This window comes from Polynucleobacter sp. MWH-UH23A, assembly GCF_040409805.1.
Classification (GTDB): domain Bacteria; phylum Pseudomonadota; class Gammaproteobacteria; order Burkholderiales; family Burkholderiaceae; genus Polynucleobacter.
The window spans coordinates 293,332-318,056 of the sequence record NZ_CP099572.1; the positions used below are offsets into that span (position 1 = coordinate 293,332).

A 24,725-nucleotide genomic window follows, 5' to 3' on the forward strand; every position below is an offset into this window, starting at 1 on the left:
GGCTAATGAATATTTTACTAACAGGTGGGACGGGTTACATTGGTAGCCATACTGCAGTCGTCCTTGCACAAGCTGGGCATAAGGTAATTCTTTTTGATAATTTGTGTAATAGCTCAAACGAAGTTGTTGGCAGATTAGAAAAGATTGTTGGCAAAAAAATTGATTTTGCTGAAGGTGATGTGCGCGATACAGCCTTGCTTATTGAGGTGATGCGGACACATCAGATTGAGGCAGTGATTCATTTTGCCGGTCTGAAAGCGGTAGGACAATCGGTTGCAGACCCTATTTTGTATTTTGCTAATAACGTGCAAGGCACTATTAGTCTATTGCAAGCAATGCAACAGTTGCAAATTAAAACTTTTATTTTTAGCTCCAGTGCTACAGTCTATGGTGAGCCAGTCTATTTGCCATATGATGAAGTTCACCCTACTAAGCCCATTAATCCTTATGGCGATAGCAAGTTACAGGTTGAAATCATCTTGAGAGATTTGGCGCAATCGGATGCGCAGTGGAAAATTGCCTGCCTGCGGTACTTTAATCCCGTGGGGGCGCATGATTCCGGTTTGATTGGCGACGATCCTAATGGTATTCCTGGAAATTTGATGCCCTATTTATCTAGAGTGGCTGCAGGAACCTTAAAGTATTTGAATGTATTTGGTAAAGATTACGATACGCGAGATGGAACGGGTGAGCGCGACTATATTCATGTGGTGGATTTGGCTGAAGGGCATATGGCTGCACTGGATTTTTTAAATAAACATGCTGGTTTGCATGTGGTGAATTTAGGAACTGGTAAGCCAGCTAGCGTTCTAGAGTGCGTCCGTGCATTTGAAAAAGCCTGTGGTAAACCGTTGCCTATAGAGTTTGCGCCAAGACGCGATGGGGATTTACCTATCTATTACGCCAAAGCAGACTTAGCAAAGCAGCTTTTTGGTTGGACCGCTCAGCGATCATTAGATAAGATGTGTGAAAGCGCTTGGTATTTTGAGCAAATGCACAACAAATAATGTGCTTAAAGATTCGATAAGCCACCTTTTTAGATAAACCTATTTAGATATTTATGAATACAACACAAAAAGTTGCATTAATTACAGGAATTACAGGTCAAGATGGCTCATATCTTGCTGAGTTCTTATTAGAAAAAGGTTACGTTGTTCATGGTATTAAACGTCGCGCATCTTCTTTTAATACCGAGCGTATTGATCATCTTTATCAAGATCCCCATGTAAATCATCCGAATTTAGTTTTGCACTATGGCGATCTGACCGACACCAGTAACTTGGTGCGCATCATTCAGCAAACCCAGCCTGATGAAATCTATAACTTGGGCGCTCAGTCTCATGTGGCCGTTTCTTTTGAGTCTCCCGAGTACACTGCTGATGTGGATGCGATTGGACCCTTGCGCATGCTTGAAGCTATCCGCATACTAGGTCTGGAGAAGAAAACCCGTTTTTATCAAGCTTCAACCTCTGAGCTTTATGGTTTGGTTCAAGAAATTCCTCAAAAAGAAACGACGCCATTTTATCCTCGTAGTCCATATGCGGTAGCAAAGCTCTATGCTTATTGGATTACCGTGAACTACCGCGAAGCCTATGGCATGTATGCGTGCAATGGCATTCTTTTTAATCATGAATCCAAGCGCCGAGGTGAAACCTTTGTTACTCGCAAGGTGACTCGTGGATTGGCTAACATTGCTCAAGGTCTCGAAAAATGCCTCTTTATGGGGAACATTGATGCCTTGCGCGATTGGGGCCATGCTAAAGACTATGTGCGCATGCAGTGGCTCATGCTACAGCAAGACAAACCAGAGGATTTTGTGATTGCTACTGGTGTGCAATTCACGGTACGTGAATTTATTATCCGCAGTGCCAAACAATTGGGAATTACTCTTAAATTTGAGGGTGTGGCTGAGAATGAAAAAGCGATTGTCGCGGCTATTGAAGGAGATAAAGCGCCGGCACTGAAAGTGGGTGATGTAATTGTTCAGATAGATCCGCGCTACTATCGTCCTACCGAGGTCGAAACCCTCTTGGGCGATCCAGCTAAGGCCAAAGCTAAGCTGGGTTGGGTTCCTGAAATTTCCCTAGATCAAATGATTGTGGAAATGGTGGCAAATGATCTAGACCAAGCTAAGCAACATGCATTACTCCATAAACATGGCTTCTCAGTTGCTGTTGGTAAAGAAAATTAAATCAAATTGAGCAAATAAAAGTATGAGTCAAGATCTAGGCCAAAAGATTTATGTTGCCGGACATCGTGGCATGGTGGGCTCGGCGATTGTTCGTGATTTACAGGCCAAAGGATTTGCAAATATCATCACTCGTACGCATGCACAGTTAGATTTAACTAATCAGCAGGCAGTCAAAAATTTCTTTGAAATAGAAAAGCCCGATCAAGTGTATTTAGCGGCTGCAAAAGTTGGCGGTATTCATGCTAATAACACTTACCCAGCAGAGTTTATCTATCAAAACCTCATGATGGAAGCCAATGTCATCCATCAGGCATTTGTCAGTGGCGTTCAAAAACTCTTATTTCTAGGTTCAAGCTGTATCTACCCCAGATTGGCGCCTCAACCCATGAGTGAGGCTGCATTATTAACAGGCACTTTAGAGCCAACCAATGAGCCTTATGCAATCGCCAAGATTGCAGGTATTAAATTATGTGAGAGTTATAACCGCCAATATGGCCAATCTCATGGTATTGATTACCGCTCAGTCATGCCTACGAATCTTTATGGGCCGGGCGATAACTATCATCCTGAAAATAGCCATGTGATCCCAGCGCTAATTCGTCGCTTTCATGAGGCAAAGGTGAGCAATGCATCCGAAGTAATAATTTGGGGGACTGGAACTCCAAGACGAGAATTCTTGTATGTAGATGACATGGCCGCTGCATCGGTATATGTGATGGCCTTAGATAAAAATACGTATGATCAACATACCCAGCCAATGCAAAGCCATATTAATGTTGGATTTGGATCTGATATTACTATTGCAGAGTTGGCTGACGCAGTGGCAAAAGCAACTGGATTTCAAGGTCACATTAGATTTGATTCTAGTAAGCCAGATGGGGCGCCAAGAAAGTGGATTGATTCATCGCGACTTCATAACTTAGGTTACAGACCAGCAATCACATTGGCTCAGGGTTTACAAAATGCCTATGAAGATTTTTTAAAAAATACTCTTTTATCGAAATAGGTTGTATTTGATAATGCAGTAGATTGCTCGAAATCCGTCTTTCCAGCCAATTTTTTTACCTTCTTGGTATGTTCGTCCGTAGTAAGAGATTCCGACTTCATATATACGGCAATTGAGCTTCGAAATTTTAGCGGTTATTTCGGGTTCAAAACCAAAACGATTTTCTTCAATAGTGATTGATTGGATAATTTCCCGACGAAATACCTTATAGCAGGTTTCCATATCGGTAAGGTTGAGGTTTGTCATCATGTTGGAAAAAAGTGTTAGTACGCCATTGCCAACTCTGTGCCAAAAATACAGAACGCGATGCGCATTTCCACCTAAAAAGCGCGACCCAAAAACGACATCCGCATGATTGTTTTTAATTGGATCAACAAGGCGATCATATTCGCTAGGATCATATTCAAGATCTGCGTCTTGAATGATAATTACGTCTCCGGTTGCAGAGTTTATTCCGGATCTAATGGCGGCTCCTTTGCCACAATTTTTATCGTGAAAAATAATACGATCAATTCTATCAACCAGATTCTTCTCTTGAATTAATTTATTTCTAGTGCCATCAGATGAAAAATCATCTACTACGATAATCTCTTTGTTTGTATAAGGAGCATCGTAAACAGCGTTGATGATCGCATTAATAGTATTAACCTCATTAAAACAGGGAATAATGACGGATAGTTTCATATATGATTTGAGTGGATTAATACTGATGGCAATATTAGTTTCTATTTGTCTCGAATTTTACAATAGATAAGAGTGTGAAAGAAAATGTTAAAAAATTATATAAATCTATTGCACAGACATTTACTGCTGCTTCCAATTCTAATTTTTAGCGCTTTACTGATGAAGCATTTCATTACCAATGATCATGATTGGGGGGATGATTTTGCGCAATATATTTGGCAGGCGCTTACGATAGTTTATGGAGGGTATGCGGAATTTATGCAGACCAATACTTTTATTATCAATAATTCTTCATTTGTAATTGGCTCGATTACTTATCCATGGGGTGTTCCATTAGTACTATCGCTCATTTATAGGGTGAATGGAATGGATTTAATCGCATTTAAATATTTAGGTTTTTTTTCATACCTTTTATTCCTGCTGACAATATATATTGGATTTTTAAAATATTTCCCCAAAAAAATTTGCTTGATTGTGGTTGCTTACTTTGCTATCAATCCATTTTGGGTTGATGGCGTGAACACCATTGTTTCGGATATCCCATTTTTGTTCTTATCGACCGTTTGCATATTTTTAATGAACGCGATTGTCGTTTCAAAACAAGTCATTTTTACAAAAGTGATCGATCAGTTTTTGCTGGGGATTTTGATTTTTACAGCCTTTTTAGTACGTAATAATGGTGTTTTATTGTTGGTAAATCTGTTTTTTATTCAGCTGATTGGTTTTTGGCAACATCGGAAATGGTTTAATAAATCTCAAATCAGGCAAGAGGTGCTTATAACAAGCATTCCTTTTGGGGTATTTATCTTTTTGCTAATCGCCGAGCATAGTTTTTTACCTAACGGAGACTCCACTCACATCCACTTTTTAATGCAAGCTAATCATGTAACGGTGTTTAAGAATTTCATTTATACGATTCGCCTACCCAGATTTTTTTTTGGGAGTCCATGGTTGTACATTGCAACGATATTCCCCGTAATACTAGGTGTGCGCAAGACATGGCGGCAAAGCTATTGCTATCTAATTTATATGAGTTTAACCTTAGCTTTATATTCACTATGGCCTGCTCACGGAGGCCCTCGCTTTATTTTTCCTATTTTGCCTTTATATTTCTTTTATTTGGTTGTTGGTGTTCTAGAGCTCTCTAAAAGAATGATGAATCTACGCGGTCCTCTATTGGGGTCTCATAGCAAGGTTATTGCTTATGCTCTGAGCGGACTTTTTATGGTGAGCTCTATTGCTTATGGGTATGCGGATCTACCGAGAAATGTGAATCAAGTTGATGGGCCATATTCGCAATCCACTGCCCAAGTAGTCAATTTTTTAGAAAAAAATACTCGCATTGATGATGTCATCATTTTTAGAAAGCCTCGAGTGATGTATTTGCTATCTTCTCGAAAATCCGTGTTGATTGACAATGAGGCTGGTCTCGAAATGGGGGACTACTTAGTTCTGGACTTGGAAAAAAAACATGATCAATCACAAATTTCCCTAAACTCGGCAGTGCTTTCAAAATTAAATGAGTTTATGGTTTTTAAAAATGAACAGTTTGTAATTTACAAACTGAAGGGCCATCAAAAAAGTTAATGCTTACCCAAGACTTTTTTGTATACATCTAAATATTGCTTGGCAATTTTTGCATAGGAAAAATAATGCAGTGCTCTTTCCCGAGCATTTTTGCTAAGCATTTGATGTTGTGCTGGATTTAATACCCAGGCAATACCGCTTGCCAGATCATTTGGACTAAAAGCTTCAGCTAGCCAGCCAGTTTCATTATGGGATACGATGTCTGATAGGCCGCCAGTATTAAACGCCACTATGGGCACCCCACAAGCCATGGCCTCAACACCTGTGTTGGGTAAGTTATCCATGCGAGAGGGTATTAGTAATGCATCCGCAGCGTTGTAGACTAATCTTAATTGGTCATCGCTTAAGTGCCCCATATAGTGAATTGGAAAACCTAGTAGTGGAGGGGGGTTAGGGCGATTTTCCCCAAAAACCAGTAACTCTAAATCATCAATTTTGTTGGCAAGCAGTTGGAGTGCCGTTACTAGGAGTTCAAAGCCTTTGTAATAATTTTGTCCTCCACCCATTGCGCCAAAAGCAATTAATTTTTTATTTTGCGGAAGGTTTAATGAGGCGCGACATATAGTTTTCCCCAAGGGTTTCCAGTAATCGGTATCTATTGGATTGAGGATTTGGGTGGCTGGCCACTGTCGCATGAGCGCACTTTCCTGCACGCAATTTTTCATCCAGTTACTTGGGGAAATAATATTCATGGGGATTTTCCATGTCTTGAATTTTTGCTCCCAAGCAATCCTATTAATATCAGGACCACTCTCATGAATTGGTCGGTTGGAGGCAAGATACCCTACTTTAAAACGCGCATCATGAGAGTCTGGCGTATAGTGTTCGGCTCCGCAAAAAGGCCACATGTCATGCAATGTCCAGAAAATTGGTTTTTTGATATTGCCTATATCTTTGATCGAAAGCATGCCATTGATCCAATGAAGATTAACAACATCAGCGTCATGATTATTTATTAGGTTAACAAGTCCACAGTTCTCTACGCCTTCTGAATGAAGGCTTGGATTATCAGAGTGAAATACCGGGCGAATTTTCTTTTGGACTTTATTGAACAATTTATAAGCTTTTTGCCGTATCTTTCTAGCAAATGAGCGTGGAACAATATGTATGCTTTTGTCTGCCGAAGCAGTTTTGAGTACTAGCATATGGCTATCTAGATGGGATGCCTTAAGTGCTTGATGAATCCGGTAGGCCGCCTTAGCTGCCCCGCCACCATACTCGTCTGGGGAAATATGCAGTATTTTCATGGTTATATTGCAACAGATTATCATGTAAAGCTCGCAGATAACTTTTTGAAATTGATTTTGCTCATGTCAAATAATCATTCTTATTTCCAATACGATAATCACTCTGCAGAATGGGAGCGCGTATTGCATGACCCCGATTATCAAAAAATGGGCCAAACATGGCTTAGGACCGATACCTTAGATGCATGGCGCCATGCGCGGATGCGAGAACCTTTACGCGCAATTATTCAAAATGATCCCCAGGCTAATTGGTTAACCATAGGGGATGGAAGGTTTGGTACTGACGCGCACTATTTACTTGCTTCAGGCGTCAAAGAGGTTCATTGCTCCGATGTTTCTGATGCATTACTCAAAATTGGACATGAAAAAGGTTTTATTAAAGAGTTTTCTGCGCAAAATGCAGAGGACCTTACTTTTCCTGACAATACATTTGATTACGTTTATTGCAAGGAGGCCTTTCATCATTTTCCAAGACCTTATATTGCTCTTTATGAGATGTTTCGAGTTGCAAAAAAAGCTGTTTTTTTGATTGAGCCGCGCGATACCTTTATAGATCAAACCCCGCTTGGTGCAATAATTTATGGTTTTAAAAAAATTTTCTTGAGAAAAAAAGATCCTGCTCCGGCATTTGAGGCTGTTGGTAATTTTGTATATGCAATTTCGGAAAAAGAGCTAGAGAAGTTTTTATTAGGTATGCACTATACCTATATTGCATTTACGGGATGCAACGATGAATATATTGATGGGGTTGAATATGTGGCTGAAAACCCGGTTGATGTGGCAGGAGTAAAAATAAAGTCGAGGGTATTAAAAAAAATTCGCAAGATGAATTTTTATTGCAAAATTGGCACCCAAAAAACTGGAGTGTTGACAGCTGCCTTATTTAAGGAGCCGCCCACGCAACACATGATTGATAACATGGAAAAGTTGGGTTGGCGCGTCAAGCGCTTGGCGAGTAATCCATATCTCTAAATACGGTGAAATGACAAACTAATTTTTATTGCGCAGGTTTTTGAGCTCATTTGCAATGGTGCTATTTATATATTTTTTATAATCTGTCCACCAGTTGACGCAGTTCTTTTGTAGAACGTTAATTTTTTCGGGATCACAAGCAAGGAGGTCTTTTTGCAGCTTTAAAAAATCTGGAAGATCACTCCAGTTTTCTAGAATCGGAAATGGCGGGGCTCCAATGGCGGCCAATGCTTGTGGAGAGCGAAGAAAATCATGATTGAGCGAAATAGGAATACATCCGCATTCCAGTGCGTCATAAAGTCGAATGGTTTCTGGTGAGTTACCTGCGGGACAAGGCGTAAAAATACTGTCTTCCATCGTAGCCGAGTACAGCCCGACGTTGTAACCATTTGAAAACCCTGTTGATCCCAAGAGGTTAAGTAGTGGCTGACAACTTGCGGCTGAATCTGAAAATTTTTTTCGTTCGTTATTGTAAGAATTCGAATTACTCAACCACCCCAAAAAAGAGGCAAGATGCCTTCGGTGGGAACCTAATTTGGTAGTTTGTGCAGGTCTGGGGCCAACGCCTGTTCTGAAGCCATTGGGGGCCCAGAGAATTTTAGGGTTACTTAGGGGTTTGATGATTTGTGTGAAGTAGTAATTTCGAATCACTAAATCGCATTGCGAGTAAGCAAAAATATTCTTATCTGCTAGCTCATCACCCATGTGATAAAGCACCACTTTTTTCCCCAGGGATTTGAGGCGCCTGATGATGCTTGTGTCAATCTCATAAAGTTCTACATAAATTGCTAACTCATCAATTAGCAAATTAGGATAGCCCCCAGGAAAATAGGGGGCTCCCTCGAATACTATATTTTGTATAAACCATGTTTCTAAAGCAGCATTGATGGTATTGGGGCTAACGAGGATAGGGGTATTCATTTGATAATGTGAATAAAAGAATTCTATTTTTAAGAGCTGAGTAAATGATTATTGCAATATAATTAAGCTTCACTATACGCTGTAATATCTTTAGCCTTAGTTAATTGACTGCCATCTTTTTAAACTCAATTTATGACAACTGCAAGTTTGGCGATTGTATCGGGATATGTTTCTAAGCCGGGGTCTGGACGCAAGCCAAGATGGCTTAAGTCGGTCAAAAAGAATCATCAGAACTATGCGTCAAAACATGGATATGCATATATATTTCGTGAAGATTTTGCTTGCTCTGCCTCAAATACATCTGCACATGAACCTTTTTATGTTGGAACTTGGTCAAAACCAACATTTATATTAGATTTATTAAATCAAGGATATGAGTATGTTTTTTGGATTGATTCTGATTCGATATTTACCAACTTTAAAATTGGATTTGACGATTTAATTCGCACTCAGAAGGATTTGATTTTTTCTGGAGATGCGTACGATGTCTGCAATGCTGGACATCTCTTATTCAGAAATTCTGATTTTTCTAAAGCTTTCTTAGAAAAATGGGATGAGACACGGTTCTTTAATTATCGAGATAGTGGATCTGCCGCAGATGGATTTTGGATTACTGCAGATGGATACGGTATTAGCGATCAAGCAAATTTGAACGCATTGCTTAGTAAAAATATAGAAACTAGTTTAGATTTACTCGAAGGATTTAATGCGATTAATGGCTATCCTGAGAATCCTTTGAGAAAGCATCGCGATTGGCAAAAGTTATATAGTCCAAAAACTCCAAATTATTGCGATCAGATTTTGCGAGACTTAATTCGCCCAGATCTGCATGCCAATGTGCTGGTTGTGAATCAGCGGCGCTTGAATGCCTACCCTAAATCTATTTGTGGGGAGGCGCGATATCAACCGAGAGATCCGTTGGTACATTTTGTCTCTGATACAAAGGATTATTTAGTAAAAGCCAACATCATCTCATTGTTACTCATGAGTTATGGAATTTACATCACACCTTTTATTTATACTTACCCATTTTTACAGCCTATAGTAGCTCTAAAAAATCGCTTTAAACAGATTAAGCGAAAAATGATTCGAAGAATAAAATCATTTATTTCCTCATGATTCGTTTTAAGAATCTGCTCGAATGGTCATGCTTTATATGCGCCGCATGTGCTCTTATAGTTTGGCCATTACCCCATACAATCGCCCTTAGAAATATTGTCCTAGGATTTGGTGCACTTTCAGCTTTAATTTGGATGTTTAGTTTTTGGACTGAGAGAAGCAAGGGAAATATTTTTTCTTTGCTAATTATGTTGGCTGTTCCCCTCTGGTTGCTTTTGCACTACCTTTCTTTTTCTGTCAATAAAGACCTTGCTTGGTATGACTTATCTGGTACTTGGTTAAGGGTAACTCTTTCAGTCACGATGGGGTTTGGTCTTGGTTTAATGTATAAGTATCAGCCGAAATGGCCCACTTTACTTGTGGGTATTACAGCACTTTATCCGCTAGCAGTCTTTATTGAATATCCCTTTTTGCTGTCTAAAGGCATAGGCTTGCTACAGCAGTACCAAGAATACCCCTCTCAATTTTTTAAGTACAAATCAGCTGCAGCTTATTTTTTAGGCTGGTCTTGCTTGATTGCATATGCCATCTTAGATTTTCAGAAGACACGATCGGGTCGAAAATTAAAAAATATAGCCACATCTGTTTTGGCGGTACTACTAGCCGGTATTTGTTTTGTTGACTTTATAGCATTTCGCACACTAAATGGCATCATGCTGGCTGCATCTTTCGGCTTTCTTTTGATTTTAAAAATACTGGTAGTTAACCTAAAAATGTTGCGTAGCGGCTGGATTATTGCCACCCTTTTAAGCTTTGTGATTGCTCTGATTGCCTCAATCTTCTTTTATGGGCAATACGATGCTGGTGCTGACGGTAAGCTGAAAAATTTAGTTAAAGATGCCACTATTTCTTGGGATATTGATAGAAGTGATGCCTGGCAACTTACGAAAGATCCAAATAAACTAGATCTAATCGCGGATGCCAGTGGCCGCATTGTGAATGAGAGTACCTATATGCGTATATCCTGGTTTCGATACGGCCTCAAATTATTAATACAAAATCCTTTGGGCGTAGGTTATACGCACGCTGCATTTGATCACTACATGCAACAAAGGTTTCCTGGTTCAAGAGCTCATAAGACCCACAGTGGTTGGCTTGACTATGCTCTGGGGGTTGGTTTGCCGGGTCTTTTTTTTACATGGATAGCAATATTCACAGTGATTGTTTTTAGCATTCAAAATCTAAAGTATTCACCTGCCGCTCTTGATTATGTAGCAGTATGGGGATTATTTGGGATTTGGTGTTTATGGTGGGTGTCAGAGTTGAGTGAGCGAGAGTTTATTGAGCATTTATTTTTTATGATTTCATTCTTAACTAGTTCATTATGCTTACCCAATCATTATGCTAGTAAACAACCTTCTGAGTGAGCGGATTGGAGCGCGGCTTATTATCTGTAAATTCTTTGTGTGACTTTTATTTTCACTTTAGGTGACATACCCTGATTAAATAAGTTGGGTAATTTGTATTTCTAGTCTGAAATTTATCGGCTAAACTGTGCTAGTAAATGAACTGTGCTGTATTGCGGAAACAAAAAAATTATTAACTAGAGTTGTAATCGAGTCCCAAATTAACTGATTCAATTTTGAAAACAATGAGCGCTAAGAGAGACAAAAGCATATATGCCAAATACTTTAGTTTGGCAAAAAAAAATGGATACATAGCGGCTACAAAAAAAGTTATTTTTTGGGTTATCAGTAAGCTTGGAATAAGGCAGCTTGATGCAATCCAAAAACGTAGAATTCAAATTTCAAAAACTTTAGATGAGCTTTTAGAGTCGACTGTTAAATACGGCCCATTTAAGGGGTTGAAATTATCACCAAAAACTTGGTGGGGCTCAGCAGATAGGGGATCGATGTTGTTAGGACTCTATGAAAAGGAGGTGCTTGATTCATTACAAAATATTCCGAAAAACTTTAATACCTTTATTGATTTAGGTGCGGCTGATGGTTATTACGGAATTGGCGTACTGGTAAACAAGCAATTTGAAAAATCGATATGCTTTGAAATGAGTGAAAAAGGTAGAGCTACGATAAAAGAAAATGCTCGGCTTAATAACGTTCTAGAAAAAGTTGAAATCAGGGGCATTGCAAAGTATGATTTTTATCAGGAGCTTTGTCCCAACACTCTTTTAAATTCTGTCTTATTCATTGATGTTGAAGGGGCAGAGTTTGACTTGATGGGTAAGGAAACTTTTAAGGTATTTAGCAAAGCAATAATATTCGTTGAATTGCATGATTGGTTTTTTGAAGATGGCAGTGATAAGCTTAAGAAGCTTAAAAATGATTCAGCCGAAACCCATAACGTAACAGAATTGACAATGCGCTCTCGAGACCTTTCCATTTTCCCTGAGTTAAAAAAATTAAACGACGATGATAGATGGCTAATTTGCTCTGAAGGTCGTGGACAGCTTATGGTTTGGCTTCGTTTTGATCCAAAATAGATCAAGTAAATTATTAATTTTTGAAATAACAAATGTGTACATATATTTTGACTTTGACGATAAATTTATTTCGATTTATTAAGGCGTTAAAAAATCACAATTAATCTAAGTTATATTGTTGAATTACCTTAAACCATAAATAGTTGTAAAGATCATTCAATTAATCGGCTGATTAATTGCTCTAAAACAAGGATGCAGTGCTCAAGATGATTCTGAGTTTTGTCCCATAAAATCTATAAATAAATTTATTGCAAGAATTTAGAAAAAAGTATTTTTGCGATTTATACTATAGATAATAAGGGTTGTAAGCGATTTCAATTATGCTCAGATTCAGAGTGAAAATGTAAGCTAAGAGTAATTACAATTTCCCCAAAAAACTTTTAAGCAATTAAATTACACAGACTACATTTTGTTATTTTGAAAAATAATATTTCTATTACAGAGCTGCTATTTCGCCTTTGGACACACCTGTCAGCTAGACGCCAAAAGCAATTTTCTTTTCTCTTAATATTGGCCATATTTACTTCATTTTCAGAAGTTTTGAGCATTGGATCTGCGATCCCTTTTCTGGGGGCTATTACGAACCCTGACTCAATACTTCGCAACCCATACTTACATCAATTATTTGAAATGCTCGGCATTACTCGTTCGGACCAGCTTTTATTGCCTTTAACATTGAGTTTTGGTATTGCAACCCTCATCGCCTGTGCTATGCGTTTATCACTTCTATGGTCAACCACGCGTTTATCACATGCCGTTGGTGCTGATTTGAGCATCGACATATACAGAAAGACACTCTATCAACCATATTCTATACATTGCTCACGCAATACAAGCGAGGTTATCACGGGGATTTCTGTTAAAGCCAATAGTGCGATTGGTGTATTGACGAATACCCTAAATTTATTTAGTGCAATCATCATCCTTTCTAGCATTGCATTGGCATTAATGTTTTTTAATCCTATTGCTGCAATATCAATATTTTTAGGCTTTGGATTAATTTATTTGGGCGTTATATTTTTCACAAGAAGTAAGCAGTTGCTATATAGTCAACAAATTGCACATGAATCAACAGCTGTTATTAAAACTTTGCAAGAGGGTTTGGGCGGTATTCGAGATGTTTTAATCGATGGGTCTCAAGCTGCTTATACACAAATTTATAGTCAGTCTGATTTACGTTTGCGACATGCTCAAGGCAGTAATAGCTTTATTAGTGCTAGTCCAAGATATCTTGTGGAGGCCTTTGGGGTAATTTTATTGGCGGGTATGGCCTACTTTTTGGCTTTAAGGACTGGTGGGTTGGGTGGTGCCGTTCCTGTTCTTGGTGTTCTGGCCCTTGGCGCTCAACGAATGTTGCCGTTGTTACAGCAGGCATATGGTTCCTGGGCTGGTATTCGTGGTGAGCAGATTTCGCTTAGAGATGCTTTGGATTTTTTAGATCAGCCGCTACCGGATTATTTATTGAGGGCTGACTTTAAGCCGCTTGTATTCAAAGATAAAATTGAACTGGTAAACCTATCTTTTCGATATGGCCCCGATTCTCCTTGGGTAATAAAAGATCTCAATATGATTGTAAAAAAAGGGGAGAGAATTGGCTTTATAGGTGCAACGGGTTCAGGAAAAAGTACCTTAATGGACTTAGTGATGGGGTTAATTCAGGCTACTACTGGCTTGATTAAAATTGATGAAGTCATAGTTTCCCTAGAAAACAATAGATCTTGGCAGGCTCACATTGCGCATGTCCCGCAAGCAATATTTTTGGCCGATTCCTCTGTAGCAGAGAATATTGCTTTTGGCGTTCCCGTGGATCAAATTGATTTAGATCGCGTCAAAAATGCTGCAAAACGAGCCCAAATTGATCAAATTATTGAGGGGTGGGTTAGTGGATATAATACTCGTGTGGGTGAGAGGGGTATACGCCTTTCGGGTGGCCAGAGACAGCGAATTGGAATTGCAAGGGCTCTATACAAAAACGCCGATATCATTATTTTTGATGAGGCTACCAGCGCTTTAGATGGTGAAACTGAATTGGCTGTGATGGAGGCGATAGAAACCTTAAGTGATGATCTGACCATCATGATTATTGCTCATCGCGTTAGCACCTTGAGAAGTTGTTCGAGAATTGTTGAGCTTGGTCAATGCGGCTACCGCATCATGTCTTATCAGGACATTTTGCAGCCTTAATTAGACTGTATTAGTTGGAAGGTTGATTTTATGAGAGTATTGGTAACTGGCGCTTGTGGCTATAAGGGGCATGTATTGGTGCCAAAGCTTTTGGCTCGGGGATATAAAGTAGTTGCCTTTGATTTACAGTGGTTTGGTAACTTTCTGGAGCAACATCAAAATCTAAAGGTTGTTAAAGGAGATGTTCGTGATATCGATAGCATCTCTTTAGGGGGTATTGATTGCATTATTCACCTATCTTCGATTGCAAATGATCCTTGTGGTGATTTGAATCCAAAATTAACTTGGGAGGTTAGCGCACTTGCAACCATGCAATTAGCTGATAAAGCAAAGCGTCAGGGTGTTAAACGCTTTATATATGCATCATCTGGCAGTGTGTATGGCGTTAAAGAAGAGCCTCAGGTTATTGAGGAGTTGGATTTAAAGCCAATTTCAGAATATAACAAAACTAAAATGGTCGGCGAGAGGGTTTTGTTAAGTTATCAAAATGATATGGTTGTTCAAGTTGTTCGTCCCGCAACTGTTTGCGGTTATTCGCCAAGAATGCGCTTGGATGTATCTGTTAATTTGCTTACTATGCAGGCATTATCAAGAGGGAAAATAACTGTATTTGGAGGCAATCAAGTGCGTCCAAATATACATATTGATGATATAACCGATGTGTACTTACACTTAATTGATCATCCTGAATGCACTGGCATTTATAACGCTGGATTTGAAAATATTTCTATACTCGATATTGCAAAATTGGTAACAAAATATCTACCGGTTGAAATTAGTATTACAGAGTCTAATGATCCTCGATCCTATCGGATTAATTCAGATAAGTTGTTGGCTACTGGTTATAAGCCAAAGAAAACAGTTGATGACGCTATTCACGAAATAATTCAGCATTATCATGCTGGGGTATTAAAGGATGAGGATCGTTATTACAACTTAAAGTGGATGCAGCAGGAGGCTCTTTTTTGAGCTCTTTTATTACTGAAAGCAGGGATTATTTGGCTCGCCTAAATTATGCTTGCGAGAAAATACCTCTTCATAGTGTTGAAGTCTTAGCTGATGCCATGAGAAATGCTTGGCATGATAAGCGTCAAGTTTTTATTTTTGGTAATGGCGGTTCAGCGGGGAATGCAATTCACTTGGCCAATGATTTCATTTTTGGGGTTTCTAGAAAGTTTGGATCTGGTTTGCGGATTCACGCTCTCTCAGCCAATCCTGCGGTAATTACCTGCCTTGCAAATGATATAGGGTATGAAAATATCTTTGCTTATCAACTTGGCCTCATGAGTAATCCAGGCGATATTGTGATCGCACTTAGCGGTAGCGGTAATTCGCCTAATATTGTTAAGGCATTGCAGTATGCTGCAGAGGCGGATCTCCAGACTTTTGCAATTCTTGGGTTTTCAGGCGGGAAAAGTTTGGGACTGGCAAAGAATCCAATACACGTTCCTGTTGACGATATGCAGATATCGGAGGACTTGCAAATTATTATTGGCCATATGTTGATGCAGTATTTATACGCATTGAGCCAAGCAAAAGAACTATGAATTTGCCCCGTAGAACCAAAGCTGCGATTTTAGTGGCTCAAAAAAGACCTCTAGAGATTGTTGAAATTGATCTACCACGGAGCCTTGATGTTGGGCAAGTTCTTGTTGAGCTTTCTTATAGTGGTATTTGTGGTTCTCAATTAGGTGAGATTGACGGTGTTAAGGGGGCAGATGATTGGCTTCCTCACTTACTTGGTCATGAGGGTAGCGGTGTTGTTTTGCAAATTGGTCCGGGGGTAAGGCATGTTAATCCCGGAGATTTTGTCATTTTGCATTGGAAGCCCTCAAAGGGAATTGAGTCGAATACACCAAAATATCAATGGGGAAGCCAAGTAGTAAATGGCGGTTGGGTTACAACCTTTAACGAGCATGCCGTTGTTTCAGAAAATCGCCTGACTAAAATTGATGCTAGCGTGGATTTAATGACTGCAGCATTGTATGGTTGCGCGGTAACTACTGGTTTTGGTGTCATCGATAATCGGGCTCAAGTTAAGCTTGGAGAGAACATAGTGGTATTTGGGTCTGGCGGTATTGGACTTAATATTATTCAAGCTGCTAGGCTGGCAGGGGCAAATCAAGTAATTGCTGTTGATTTATATGATAATCGTCTGGAATTGTCTCGGCATTGCGGTGCTACAGAATTAATCAATTCAGCCACACAAGATCCATGGAGTGTAATTAAATCTTTATTAGGCGACCAGGATTTAGATGTTTTTATCGATAACACAGGAAATCATGAAATTATCTCCAAGGGTTATGAAATGATATCCTCTAGAGGTCGCGTTGTGCTTGTGGGTGTGCCCAAAAAAGGGGCGAGAACTTCTATAGATACTCTCCCTTTGCACTTTGGAAAGTCAATTGCCGGAACTCATGGAGGAGAAGCAGTGCCGCATAAAGATATTCCTCGATATATGAATCTATTTGATTCGAGGAATATTGATCTCGGCCAGTTAATTTCAGAGGTAAAAAGTCTAGAGCATATTAACGAAATGATTTCTCATATGCGTGATGGTACTTCAGCTGGTCGTTGCTTGATAAAGTTTTAAGATGACAAAGATTTTAGTTATTGGTAGCAATTCTTTTTCTGGTGCAAGTTATTGTCAGTTTGCCTTGAGTAAGGGCGCTTGGGTAACTGGTATCAGTCGATCTGAAGAGCCGGTAAATGCTTTATTACCCTATAAATGGGGTGATCATCATCAATTTGATTTTCATAGATTGGATTTAAACCATGACTTACCTCTGATAGTCGGTTTAATTAATAGTGTTAAGCCAGATTATGTTGTGAATTTTGCGGCACAAAGCATGGTCGCCGAAAGTTGGTTAAATCCCGAGCACTGGTACATGACTAACGTAGTATCAAGCATTAAGCTGCATAATGAGCTAAGAAAAATGAATTTTTTAAAGCGTTATGTTCATATTTCTACTCCAGAAGTTTATGGAAATTGTTCTGGGTTTGTAAAAGAGGATTATCCATTTAATCCGAGCACTCCATACGCAGCCTCTCGTGCAGCTGCTGACTTAAGTCTTCGCACGTTTTTTCAGGGTTATCAGTTCCCTGTTGTAACGACTCGAGCGGCAAATGTTTATGGTCCCGGTCAACAGCTTTATCGCATTATCCCCAGAACAATACTGTTTATGTTGATGAATAAGAAAATTCAACTTCATGGTGGCGGCCTCTCTACTAGATCTTTTATTCATATAAGAGATGTCAGTGACGCAACTTGGAGAATAATGGTGAATGGAATCAATGGAAGTGTCTATCATATCTCTACAAACGAAGTAATTTCTATAAGGTCTCTCGTTGAAAAGATTTGCCAAAAATTAGATAGAAACTTTGGAGATTGCGTTGAGGTAGTTGGAGAGAGGTTAGGTAAAGATTCTGCCTACCACTTAGATAGTACAAAACTGCGCGAAGAGTTGGATTGGCAGGATCAAGTGACGCTTGATCAAGGAATTGATGAGTCAATAATGTGGGTTAGAAAGTATTTTGACGTTTTAGCCTTGCAAGAGCACGATTATATACATAAGCCCTAAGCCTTGAAAATAATATGAAAGACCTGGATCTAGTTCTTCGGTTGCAAGAGCACGCAAATCAATTACGCGCCAGGATTATTGAAACTTCAAGTCGCGCGAGTTTACCGCATCTTGGATCATGTCTATCGTGCGTAGATCTATTGGTAGCTTTATATTTTTTTAAACTAAAAATTGATCCAAAAAATCCGCAAGATCCACTAAGAGATCGTTTCATTCTTAGCAAAGGGCATGCAGCCCCAGCATTATTTCAGGTTTTAGCAAGGCGAGGTTTTTTCCCCATGTCTGATCTGGATTTATGTGGGAAAAATGGTAGTGTTTTTGGGGAGCATCCTCCGACTCCTGGATATCTTCCAGGTATTGAGGCTGCAACCGGATCTCTAGGGCACGGAATGCCAATGGGTTTGGGGATGGCAATTGCAAGCAGGATAAATCAGTTGAATTACTCCGTATATACAATTTTAGGCGATGGAGAATGCAATGAAGGTTCGATTTGGGAGTGCGCTATGTTGGCAGCCGCACAAAAAATTAATAATTTTTGTATTTTAGTTGATTTCAATAAATGGCAGGCTACAGATCGAAGTAAAAATGTCATGCATCTTGATTCGCTAGCTGAAAAATGGAGTGCTTTTGGTTGGGAAGTATTTGAAATTGATGGCCATGATTATTTTCAAATAATCAATGCCTTATCTAAGTCCTCCCAAAAATCTGGAAAACCAGTTGCAATTATTGCCCATACCATCAAAGGGAAGGGCGTATCTTTCATGGAGGATGACAATAATTGGCATTATCGTATTCCAAACTCTAATGAAGTCGCTCTCTCGAAGAAAGAATTAGGAGTATCTTCATGAGAAATGCATTTGCTGATGAGCTTTCACGCTTAGCAGAGTTGGATTCAAGAGTCATGCTTCTGTCAGGTGATATTGGTAATAAATTATTTGACTCATTTAAAAAGGTGGATGCTACACGTTTTTTAAATTGCGGTATTGCTGAGTCGAATATGTTGAGCGTCGCTGCCGGTCTCGCGCTTAATGGATTGCGTCCCGTGGTTTATACGATTACACCTTTTACTACAACTAGATGTTTTGAGCAAATTCGAGTCGACGTTTGCTATCACGAAGCGCCCGTAATTATTGTTGGAACTGGATCAGGTCTCTCATATGCGGAACTGGGACCCACTCATCATTCTCTTGAAGATTTAGCTATCATGCGTACTTTACCAGGTATGCAGATTATCGCCCCATGCGATGCAATTGAGATGCGTCTGGCATTGAGCGCAGCATTGCAAAGTCAATATCCAACATATATACGAATTGGAAAAAAAGGGGAACCGGTTATCCATAAAACAGTACCTCATTTCAAAGTTGGTAGGGCTATTACGATTCAAGCTGGGAGTGATGTACTAATAATGGTAAGCGGTACTATTATGACCAATGTATTGAATGCAGTTGAAGCGCTGGAGACTCATGGAATTTCTTGTCAGATTGCAAGCGTACATACTATTAAACCTTTTGACTATGATTATTTAGGGCAAAATATTGCAAAATTTAAAGCGGTAGTTACGATAGAAGAGCATAGTATGAGTGGTGGGCTCGGTGGGGTTGTCGCTGAATTTTTATCTTCTTATTCGCATCATCCTAGGCATTTACGCTTGGGAACAAGAGATGAGTTCATGCATGAAATGGGTGATCAAGCTTTTGCTCACATAAAGTATGATCTAGACTCAGCCGGTATCGCTAGAAAAATAAAATCATTTTTAGAGCAATAAATGAAGGTCGGGATTGATTTTGACAATACGATCGTTTCATATGACAAATTGTTCTATCAGATTGCACTCGAAAAAAAATTAATTCCGCCTAGCTTACTGCCAAAAAAAATTGTTATACGTGATTATCTTCGATCCGTTGACAAAGAGGATTTCTGGACGCTAATGCAGGGCGAGGTTTACGGTTCAAGATTAAATGAAGCAAATCCATACCCCTATTTTTTTGATTTTATAAAAACAGCCCAAAGACTTGATTGTCAAATATTTATTATCAGCCACAAAACAAAGGCGCCATTTTTAGGGCCGGCTTTTGATTTGCATAAAGCCGCAAATGAATGGATTATAAAAAATATGAATCTTAATGGGATTAAGTTTGATGAAAAAAAGGGTGCCTTTTTTGAAGTTACTAAAGAAAAAAAAATTGATCGAATTGCTCAGCTAGAATGCGATGTATTTATTGATGATTTGCCTGAAATATTATCCGTTTCCAGTTTTCCGAAAAATACAAAAAAAATTTTGTTCGATCCAGATAAGATGCATCAAAAAATTTCTCCTGAAATAAATAATGTGTCTTCGTGGAAAGCAATTCAAAATCTTATAATCAATGACTTATCATAGTCCAACAATCAATGAATTGATTATGGGTCTTTTGAAAAGGGCTGACCTCGATATCAATGTTGATTTAATAGAGGTTATTCGTAAGGGTGGTAATAATCAAATTTATCGTGTGATACAGGGATCACAAAGTTTTATTGTAAAAAAATATTTTCAACATCCTGATGATTTGCGCAATAGATTAGAGGCTGAATTTTCTTTTTTAGAGTTTGCTTACGAGAAAACACCAAGGCTTGTTCCTAAACCCTTTGTTAAGAATAAAGAGGATGCTATTGCATTGTATGAATTTATTGAAGGGGTAAAAATTGCAGATAGTGCAGAATTAAGTCTTGAGAATCTCAAGCAGGCCTCTAAATTTGTATCAGAATTAAATAAAGGAGATAAAGCATATTCAGGGAATATATTAAATGCATCAGAGGCCTGCTTTTCGATTGAAGAACATTTGAATACAATTGAGGGCCGTATAAATGAATTGGCTGCTTGCCCTGAGAGCGACTCAAGTTTTAGGCGCATTCTTGAGGACATTATCTTGAAATGGAGTTATATAAAGCGCCAAGTGTATAAAAATTGTGAGTTACATAATATTAATACTGAAAAAATACTAAAGCTTGATGAAAGAATTATTTCACCATCAGATTTTGGATTTCATAATGCAATTATTAGAGATGGCGATGTGAAGTTTATAGATTTTGAGTATGCTGGCTGGGATGATCCTGCAAAGTTGGTGGGCGATTTTTTTGGCCAAGTTGAAATCCCAATCGACATTAGATATCTTGATAATTTCATAGAGGAATCATTCGGCAAGATAAATTTTTCAGAGATAAATATGATTAGATCTAAATTATTGGTGGATGCATATAAAATAAAATGGTGCTGTATTGTTTTGAATATTTTTCTTCAGAAAAATCTTTTAAGAAGACTATTTGCAAACCCTAGATTGAATATTTCCCTACTAAAAGATGTCCAAATAAATAAGGCATCCAAAATTTTAGAAAGTTTTTCTTAATGAGTTATGTTGATTTTATGTCTCCCTTGCACAAAAGCACAAAAAGAGATTATTTGGCTAGAGTGAATGACTTGGAATTTCCGAAGTTTAAAGCTGCTGAGTTGGCAAAAAAATGGTCATATGATTACTGGGATGGTGACAGAAGAATTAACTATGGAGGCTATCACTACATTGAAGGCAGGTGGGAGAAGGTGGCAAGGCTTATGACTGATTATTATGGGCTAAAGGCAGGCGATAAAGTTTTAGATGTTGGTTGTGGTAAAGGGTTTTTACTATATGATTTAACTAAGGTTGTACCAGGAATTGAGGTTCATGGTATTGACATCTCCGATTACGCAATTAATAACTCAAAAGATGAGGTGAGAGGCTCGCTGACTGTTGGAAATGCAACGGATTTGCCATACAAAGATCGTGAATTTGATTTCGTTTTTTCAATTAACACTTTGCACAATTTATACAATTTCGAGCTAGAAAAAGCTCTAAAGGAAATAAATCGGGTTGCAAAAAAAAATAGATATATTTGTGTAGAGTCCTACAGAAATGAAATCGAAAAAGCTAATTTATTGTATTGGCAAGTTACATGCGAAAGTTTTTTTACGCCAGAAGAGTGGCGCTGGTTTTTTGAGAAGTTTAATTATGACGGGGACTTCTCATATATATTTTTTGAGTAAATTTTATGAAAAATATTTTTAGGGAAATCCGAGGGAAAAACGGCTATTTCGATAAAATGTCCTTAGATGCTAAGGATTTAGAAAATTTTCATGGGGTTATTTATAAAAATATTATTAATAATATTTCATCTCTTTCCGAAAAAGCTGGAATTGACTTTGCAAAATATCCAATAAGTAAATACCATGAATTTTTAACTTCGCATCCGGAATTGGTGCATGAAAAAATGTGGCCAAAGAAAAATAGATTATTGAAGCCGGATGATGTAGATTTAATAAGAAATTCATCATTCTTTCGGGAGCTTATCAGGGAATTCCCAGGAATTCTAATTTCTAACGAAGAAGGAATTTATCCAGAGGAGGTTTACTGGAGAATATGTAGGCCAATCCAATATGGTGGATTATGCGATGTAGGTCCTATGCATGCGGATCAATGGTTTTGGGCTCTTGGACACGGAAGGGAAATGTCTGGGTTTCAACGGGTAAAGATTTGGGTATCAATCTTTAATGAGATGGGCATGAGCGGATTTAGATATGTTTCAGGTTCTCACAACCATAGCTTCCCCTACATTGGTGTTATGAAAGATGGTTTTATTAAACCAGCCATACAAGTCTTAGAAGGTGATCTAGATATCGAGGTATTTCTCTCGAGGCCCGGGGATATAATAGCATTTCACGATAAGCTACTTCATGGTGGAATGGTAGGCGGTAATCTTACTAGAGTCAGTTTGGAGTTTACGATTCTTGTTCCTGATCAAATTTATTATAAAAATACTTAGTGAGTGGGTATGAAATCAATTACTCTTGGATGCAATAAATATGAAGTTGAAGCGTTGGAATCTTTAGGGTATATAACTTCAGTAGTTAATGAAATAATTTCAAAAGAATTTCCTCGCTATTCAGGAGATATTTCAAATCTTCACAAGTATGTAGACCATGAGCAGATAAATTCAATTAGGCTAAAAATTTTTAAAAAAATTAATTCTGATAGTTCAATTTATGAAAAGCTTTGGGATATTGGTGGCGCCTATATTTCGGAAATTCTGGGCCCAGATGTGCTTGTTCAAACTAAGGTGAATGTATCTATTCAAGCTCCGAATGATGAGTCTTCAACGCTAGGAATTCATTCTGATTGCTGGTCAGGAGACACTCCTCACCAGATAAATCTCTGGATACCCCTAACAAGATCTTACGAATCAAACGCCATGTTTTTATTCAATTTTAATCGTACAAAATTAATAATTTCAGATTTATATAAAAATCTTAACAATGCTAAATATGATTTATCTGGCTACATAAAAAAAGAAGATTTTTTGCAATTGGAATACGGGGAATTTTTAATATTTAATCCAGGATTACTGCATGGTAATGTTGTAAACAAAACAGAGTCTACGAGAATGTCTATTAATGTGAGATATAAATCTTTATTTTCTCCGGATTCGAAGCCAGAACATATTTCAAGATCTGCGGGAATATTCTTTAAGCTCTATAGAACGTCAGAGTGGACAAAACTAGCAAAATCTTTGGATGAGGTGAATGAAGGTGGATGACTATTTGATAACTTATTCATTGCCACGACCTTTTTTTGGTTTGAATATTCCAATCCCTATGCAGTCTGCATTTATGAGGGATTATGCTAAAAAAAATCATCTTATATTTCAATTGCCGGCAGTAGAGATTTGCTTTAAAGATTCGCATTATGTTTTATTGAGCTTATTACAAAAATCAAGAGGTAGTTCGCTGATTAATCTATGTATGAGTTCGGTGTTAATGATGCCAATTCTTAATAGTGATTTATTTGAAAAAATAATTCAGGAAAGTGGCAACGTAATATGGCACTTTCCCTTAGAAAGCATGATTTTAGAAAAGTCAGAATTGCTTAACTGGGTCAGTGATTTCAAATGCATGCAATCCCTGAGAAATCAATGAAAATATTACTAACTGGAGCCACAGGTTTCATTGGGAGTCACATATACAAATCTCTGTCCCTAGATCATGAAGTTAGGGTGCTGCATAGGGGTGAGAAGAATCTACTAAATTGCAATGATAATTTTGACTGTCTGATACATTGTGCATCAGCTACACCATCAAATACAAGCGATCCGTATCAATTGGTAGTTGATAATATTTCTTATGCTAAGAATTTAGTTGATTTTGTAAAAAGTCAAAAGATACGCATACTTATTTATTTATCATCAATGTCAGTATATGGTGAAATGATTTCGGGTTGCGTAAATGAGGATTGTGGGGCTTTTGATCCGTCCCTTTATGGGCTATCAAAATTTATGGCAGAGAAAATATTTACAGATTATCTGAAAAATGAAGAGGTTAAGAAAATCTTTCTAAGATTACCGGGTGTGGTTGGTATTGGTGCTAAGGATGTATTTTTGGCTAAATTGCGATCTGGATTTAAGGATGGGAAAGAGGTTACGGTTTATAACTCGACGCAACTATTTAATAACGTATTGCATGTCAATTCTCTCGTCAATTATATTAAATTTATATTGATTGAAAACTCACAGTATCCAAAGGATCTAGCTCTTAATATGAGTTCAGTAGAGCCTATAGAGGTTTGCGAGGTGATTGAGATATTTAAAGAGCTAATACCGTCTGATGCTCAAGTTTTTTATGGCGATTCACTTAAACCTAGTTTTCTAATCTCATGTGAAAAGGCCATTGAATATGGTTTTATTCCCAGCACAACAGAAAATTCTATTAGAGATTACTTATTGGACTTTTAAT

General features: G+C 38.2%; 25 protein-coding genes. 22 read left to right on the plus strand and 3 right to left on the minus strand.

Translation table 11 applies throughout. The annotated features are described in order from the left end of the window. The first annotated feature begins 5 nt into the window (after positions 1–5). The 3 genes from galE to NHB35_RS01625 are packed head-to-tail and all read left to right on the plus strand — an operon-like array spanning position 6 to position 3,197. Complete coding sequence (galE, locus tag NHB35_RS01615; protein ID WP_353432638.1) at positions 6–1,007, plus strand: UDP-glucose 4-epimerase GalE; 1,002 nt, start codon at positions 6–8, stop codon at positions 1,005–1,007. A gap of 53 nt (positions 1,008–1,060) precedes the next feature. Then, entirely contained in the window at positions 1,061–2,191 is a 1,131-nt protein-coding gene (gmd, locus tag NHB35_RS01620) for a GDP-mannose 4,6-dehydratase (RefSeq protein ID WP_353432639.1), read from the plus strand. Positions 2,192–2,213: 22 nt separating this feature from the next. Beyond that, positions 2,214–3,197: a GDP-L-fucose synthase gene (locus NHB35_RS01625; RefSeq protein WP_353432640.1), complete on the plus strand. Its 984-nt coding sequence runs from the start codon at positions 2,214–2,216 to the stop codon at positions 3,195–3,197. Here NHB35_RS01625 and NHB35_RS01630 read toward each other — a convergent pair. After that, complete coding sequence (locus NHB35_RS01630) at positions 3,186–3,881, minus strand: glycosyltransferase family 2 protein (protein WP_353432642.1); 696 nt, start codon at positions 3,879–3,881, stop codon at positions 3,186–3,188. The genes NHB35_RS01625 and NHB35_RS01630 overlap by 12 nt on opposite strands. An 84-nt stretch (positions 3,882–3,965) precedes the next feature. Here NHB35_RS01630 and NHB35_RS01635 point away from each other — a divergent pair, with 84 nt between their 5' ends. After that, the gene (locus NHB35_RS01635) at positions 3,966–5,468 is read left to right on the plus strand and encodes a hypothetical protein (RefSeq protein WP_353432643.1); all 1,503 of its coding nucleotides are present in this window, start codon (positions 3,966–3,968) and stop codon (positions 5,466–5,468) included. Here NHB35_RS01635 and NHB35_RS01640 read toward each other — a convergent pair. Beyond that, entirely contained in the window at positions 5,465–6,715 is a 1,251-nt protein-coding gene (locus NHB35_RS01640; RefSeq protein WP_353432644.1) for a glycosyltransferase, read from the minus strand. The genes NHB35_RS01635 and NHB35_RS01640 overlap by 4 nt on opposite strands. Before the next feature lie 63 nt (positions 6,716–6,778). On the opposite strand from NHB35_RS01640, the gene NHB35_RS01645 reads away from it, so the two are divergent. Next, the gene (locus NHB35_RS01645; protein WP_353432645.1) at positions 6,779–7,687 is read left to right on the plus strand and encodes a methyltransferase domain-containing protein; all 909 of its coding nucleotides are present in this window, start codon (positions 6,779–6,781) and stop codon (positions 7,685–7,687) included. 18 nt (positions 7,688–7,705) lie between these two features. On the opposite strand, the gene NHB35_RS01650 is transcribed toward NHB35_RS01645, so the two are convergent. Then, complete coding sequence (locus tag NHB35_RS01650; protein WP_353432646.1) at positions 7,706–8,608, minus strand: exostosin family protein; 903 nt, start codon at positions 8,606–8,608, stop codon at positions 7,706–7,708. A gap of 132 nt (positions 8,609–8,740) precedes the next feature. Between NHB35_RS01650 and NHB35_RS01655 the strand changes: the two genes are divergently transcribed. From NHB35_RS01655 to NHB35_RS01735, 17 genes are all read left to right on the plus strand, one after another. Further along, complete coding sequence (locus NHB35_RS01655) at positions 8,741–9,727, plus strand: putative nucleotide-diphospho-sugar transferase (RefSeq protein WP_353432647.1); 987 nt, start codon at positions 8,741–8,743, stop codon at positions 9,725–9,727. Continuing rightward, positions 9,724–11,094: a hypothetical protein gene (locus NHB35_RS01660; protein ID WP_353432648.1), complete on the plus strand. Its 1,371-nt coding sequence runs from the start codon at positions 9,724–9,726 to the stop codon at positions 11,092–11,094. The genes NHB35_RS01655 and NHB35_RS01660 overlap by 4 nt, the downstream gene beginning before the upstream one ends. A 224-nt stretch (positions 11,095–11,318) precedes the next feature. After that, positions 11,319–12,167 (plus strand): hypothetical protein, encoded by an 849-nt coding sequence (locus NHB35_RS01665; protein ID WP_353432649.1) that lies wholly within the window; start codon positions 11,319–11,321, stop codon positions 12,165–12,167. 510 nt (positions 12,168–12,677) lie between these two features. Continuing rightward, the gene (locus NHB35_RS01670) at positions 12,678–14,351 is read left to right on the plus strand and encodes an ABC transporter ATP-binding protein (RefSeq protein WP_353432650.1); all 1,674 of its coding nucleotides are present in this window, start codon (positions 12,678–12,680) and stop codon (positions 14,349–14,351) included. A gap of 30 nt (positions 14,352–14,381) precedes the next feature. After that, complete coding sequence (locus tag NHB35_RS01675) at positions 14,382–15,320, plus strand: SDR family oxidoreductase (protein ID WP_353432651.1); 939 nt, start codon at positions 14,382–14,384, stop codon at positions 15,318–15,320. Further along, positions 15,317–15,898 carry an SIS domain-containing protein gene (locus NHB35_RS01680; protein WP_353432652.1) on the plus strand — a complete coding sequence of 194 codons (582 nt, stop codon included), beginning with the start codon at positions 15,317–15,319 and terminating at the stop codon, positions 15,896–15,898. The genes NHB35_RS01675 and NHB35_RS01680 overlap by 4 nt, the downstream gene beginning before the upstream one ends. Beyond that, positions 15,895–16,944 (plus strand): zinc-binding dehydrogenase, encoded by a 1,050-nt coding sequence (locus NHB35_RS01685; protein ID WP_353432653.1) that lies wholly within the window; start codon positions 15,895–15,897, stop codon positions 16,942–16,944. Before NHB35_RS01680 ends, NHB35_RS01685 begins: the two co-directional genes overlap by 4 nt. A gap of 1 nt (position 16,945) precedes the next feature. Continuing rightward, entirely contained in the window at positions 16,946–17,932 is a 987-nt protein-coding gene (locus tag NHB35_RS01690) for a GDP-mannose 4,6-dehydratase (RefSeq protein ID WP_353432654.1), read from the plus strand. A 14-nt stretch (positions 17,933–17,946) separates the two neighbouring features. Beyond that, entirely contained in the window at positions 17,947–18,780 is an 834-nt protein-coding gene (locus NHB35_RS01695; protein WP_353432655.1) for a transketolase, read from the plus strand. Then, positions 18,777–19,697 (plus strand): transketolase C-terminal domain-containing protein, encoded by a 921-nt coding sequence (locus tag NHB35_RS01700; RefSeq protein WP_353432656.1) that lies wholly within the window; start codon positions 18,777–18,779, stop codon positions 19,695–19,697. Before NHB35_RS01695 ends, NHB35_RS01700 begins: the two co-directional genes overlap by 4 nt. Then, positions 19,698–20,312 carry a haloacid dehalogenase-like hydrolase gene (locus NHB35_RS01705; protein ID WP_353432657.1) on the plus strand — a complete coding sequence of 205 codons (615 nt, stop codon included), beginning with the start codon at positions 19,698–19,700 and terminating at the stop codon, positions 20,310–20,312. Continuing rightward, on the plus strand, positions 20,299–21,315 hold the full coding sequence (locus NHB35_RS01710) for an aminoglycoside phosphotransferase family protein (RefSeq protein ID WP_353432658.1): 1,017 nt from the start codon (positions 20,299–20,301) through the stop codon (positions 21,313–21,315). The genes NHB35_RS01705 and NHB35_RS01710 overlap by 14 nt, the downstream gene beginning before the upstream one ends. Continuing rightward, positions 21,315–21,986 carry a class I SAM-dependent methyltransferase gene (locus tag NHB35_RS01715; RefSeq protein WP_353432660.1) on the plus strand — a complete coding sequence of 224 codons (672 nt, stop codon included), beginning with the start codon at positions 21,315–21,317 and terminating at the stop codon, positions 21,984–21,986. Before NHB35_RS01710 ends, NHB35_RS01715 begins: the two co-directional genes overlap by 1 nt. Positions 21,987–21,991: 5 nt before the next feature. Then, entirely contained in the window at positions 21,992–22,762 is a 771-nt protein-coding gene (locus tag NHB35_RS01720) for a hypothetical protein (protein ID WP_353432662.1), read from the plus strand. A gap of 9 nt (positions 22,763–22,771) precedes the next feature. Further along, positions 22,772–23,533, plus strand: a complete 762-nt coding sequence (locus NHB35_RS01725; RefSeq protein WP_353432663.1) for a sporadic carbohydrate cluster 2OG-Fe(II) oxygenase — start codon at positions 22,772–22,774, stop codon at positions 23,531–23,533. Beyond that, positions 23,520–23,912 (plus strand): LIC12192 family sporadic carbohydrate cluster protein, encoded by a 393-nt coding sequence (locus NHB35_RS01730; protein ID WP_353432665.1) that lies wholly within the window; start codon positions 23,520–23,522, stop codon positions 23,910–23,912. The genes NHB35_RS01725 and NHB35_RS01730 overlap by 14 nt, the downstream gene beginning before the upstream one ends. Next, entirely contained in the window at positions 23,909–24,724 is an 816-nt protein-coding gene (locus NHB35_RS01735; RefSeq protein WP_353432666.1) for an NAD(P)-dependent oxidoreductase, read from the plus strand. Before NHB35_RS01730 ends, NHB35_RS01735 begins: the two co-directional genes overlap by 4 nt. Position 24,725 lies beyond the last annotated feature (1 nt).

Excerpts from the sequence above, each read along its gene's own strand:
- NHB35_RS01675 (WP_353432651.1), top strand. The coding sequence starts at position 14,382 with ATGAGAGTATTGGTAACTGGCGCTTGTGGCTATAAGGGGCATGTATTG.
- NHB35_RS01645 (WP_353432645.1), top strand. The coding sequence starts at position 6,779 with ATGTCAAATAATCATTCTTATTTCCAATACGATAATCACTCTGCAGAA.
- NHB35_RS01715 (WP_353432660.1), top strand. The coding sequence starts at position 21,315 with ATGAGTTATGTTGATTTTATGTCTCCCTTGCACAAAAGCACAAAAAGA.
- NHB35_RS01725 (WP_353432663.1), top strand. The coding sequence starts at position 22,772 with ATGAAATCAATTACTCTTGGATGCAATAAATATGAAGTTGAAGCGTTG.
- NHB35_RS01630 (WP_353432642.1), bottom strand. The coding sequence starts at position 3,881 with ATGAAACTATCCGTCATTATTCCCTGTTTTAATGAGGTTAATACTATT.
- NHB35_RS01700 (WP_353432656.1), top strand. The coding sequence starts at position 18,777 with ATGAGAAATGCATTTGCTGATGAGCTTTCACGCTTAGCAGAGTTGGAT.
- NHB35_RS01665 (WP_353432649.1), top strand. The coding sequence starts at position 11,319 with ATGAGCGCTAAGAGAGACAAAAGCATATATGCCAAATACTTTAGTTTG.
- NHB35_RS01650 (WP_353432646.1), bottom strand. The coding sequence starts at position 8,608 with ATGAATACCCCTATCCTCGTTAGCCCCAATACCATCAATGCTGCTTTA.
- NHB35_RS01720 (WP_353432662.1), top strand. The coding sequence starts at position 21,992 with ATGAAAAATATTTTTAGGGAAATCCGAGGGAAAAACGGCTATTTCGAT.
- NHB35_RS01735 (WP_353432666.1), top strand. The coding sequence starts at position 23,909 with ATGAAAATATTACTAACTGGAGCCACAGGTTTCATTGGGAGTCACATA.
- NHB35_RS01705 (WP_353432657.1), top strand. The coding sequence starts at position 19,698 with ATGAAGGTCGGGATTGATTTTGACAATACGATCGTTTCATATGACAAA.
- NHB35_RS01655 (WP_353432647.1), top strand. The coding sequence starts at position 8,741 with ATGACAACTGCAAGTTTGGCGATTGTATCGGGATATGTTTCTAAGCCG.
- NHB35_RS01710 (WP_353432658.1), top strand. The coding sequence starts at position 20,299 with ATGACTTATCATAGTCCAACAATCAATGAATTGATTATGGGTCTTTTG.
- NHB35_RS01685 (WP_353432653.1), top strand. The coding sequence starts at position 15,895 with ATGAATTTGCCCCGTAGAACCAAAGCTGCGATTTTAGTGGCTCAAAAA.
- NHB35_RS01730 (WP_353432665.1), top strand. The coding sequence starts at position 23,520 with ATGAAGGTGGATGACTATTTGATAACTTATTCATTGCCACGACCTTTT.
- gmd (WP_353432639.1), top strand. The coding sequence starts at position 1,061 with ATGAATACAACACAAAAAGTTGCATTAATTACAGGAATTACAGGTCAA.
- NHB35_RS01695 (WP_353432655.1), top strand. The coding sequence starts at position 17,947 with ATGAAAGACCTGGATCTAGTTCTTCGGTTGCAAGAGCACGCAAATCAA.
- NHB35_RS01640 (WP_353432644.1), bottom strand. The coding sequence starts at position 6,715 with ATGAAAATACTGCATATTTCCCCAGACGAGTATGGTGGCGGGGCAGCT.
- NHB35_RS01660 (WP_353432648.1), top strand. The coding sequence starts at position 9,724 with ATGATTCGTTTTAAGAATCTGCTCGAATGGTCATGCTTTATATGCGCC.
- NHB35_RS01690 (WP_353432654.1), top strand. The coding sequence starts at position 16,946 with ATGACAAAGATTTTAGTTATTGGTAGCAATTCTTTTTCTGGTGCAAGT.
- galE (WP_353432638.1), top strand. The coding sequence starts at position 6 with ATGAATATTTTACTAACAGGTGGGACGGGTTACATTGGTAGCCATACT.
- NHB35_RS01635 (WP_353432643.1), top strand. The coding sequence starts at position 3,966 with ATGTTAAAAAATTATATAAATCTATTGCACAGACATTTACTGCTGCTT.
- NHB35_RS01625 (WP_353432640.1), top strand. The coding sequence starts at position 2,214 with ATGAGTCAAGATCTAGGCCAAAAGATTTATGTTGCCGGACATCGTGGC.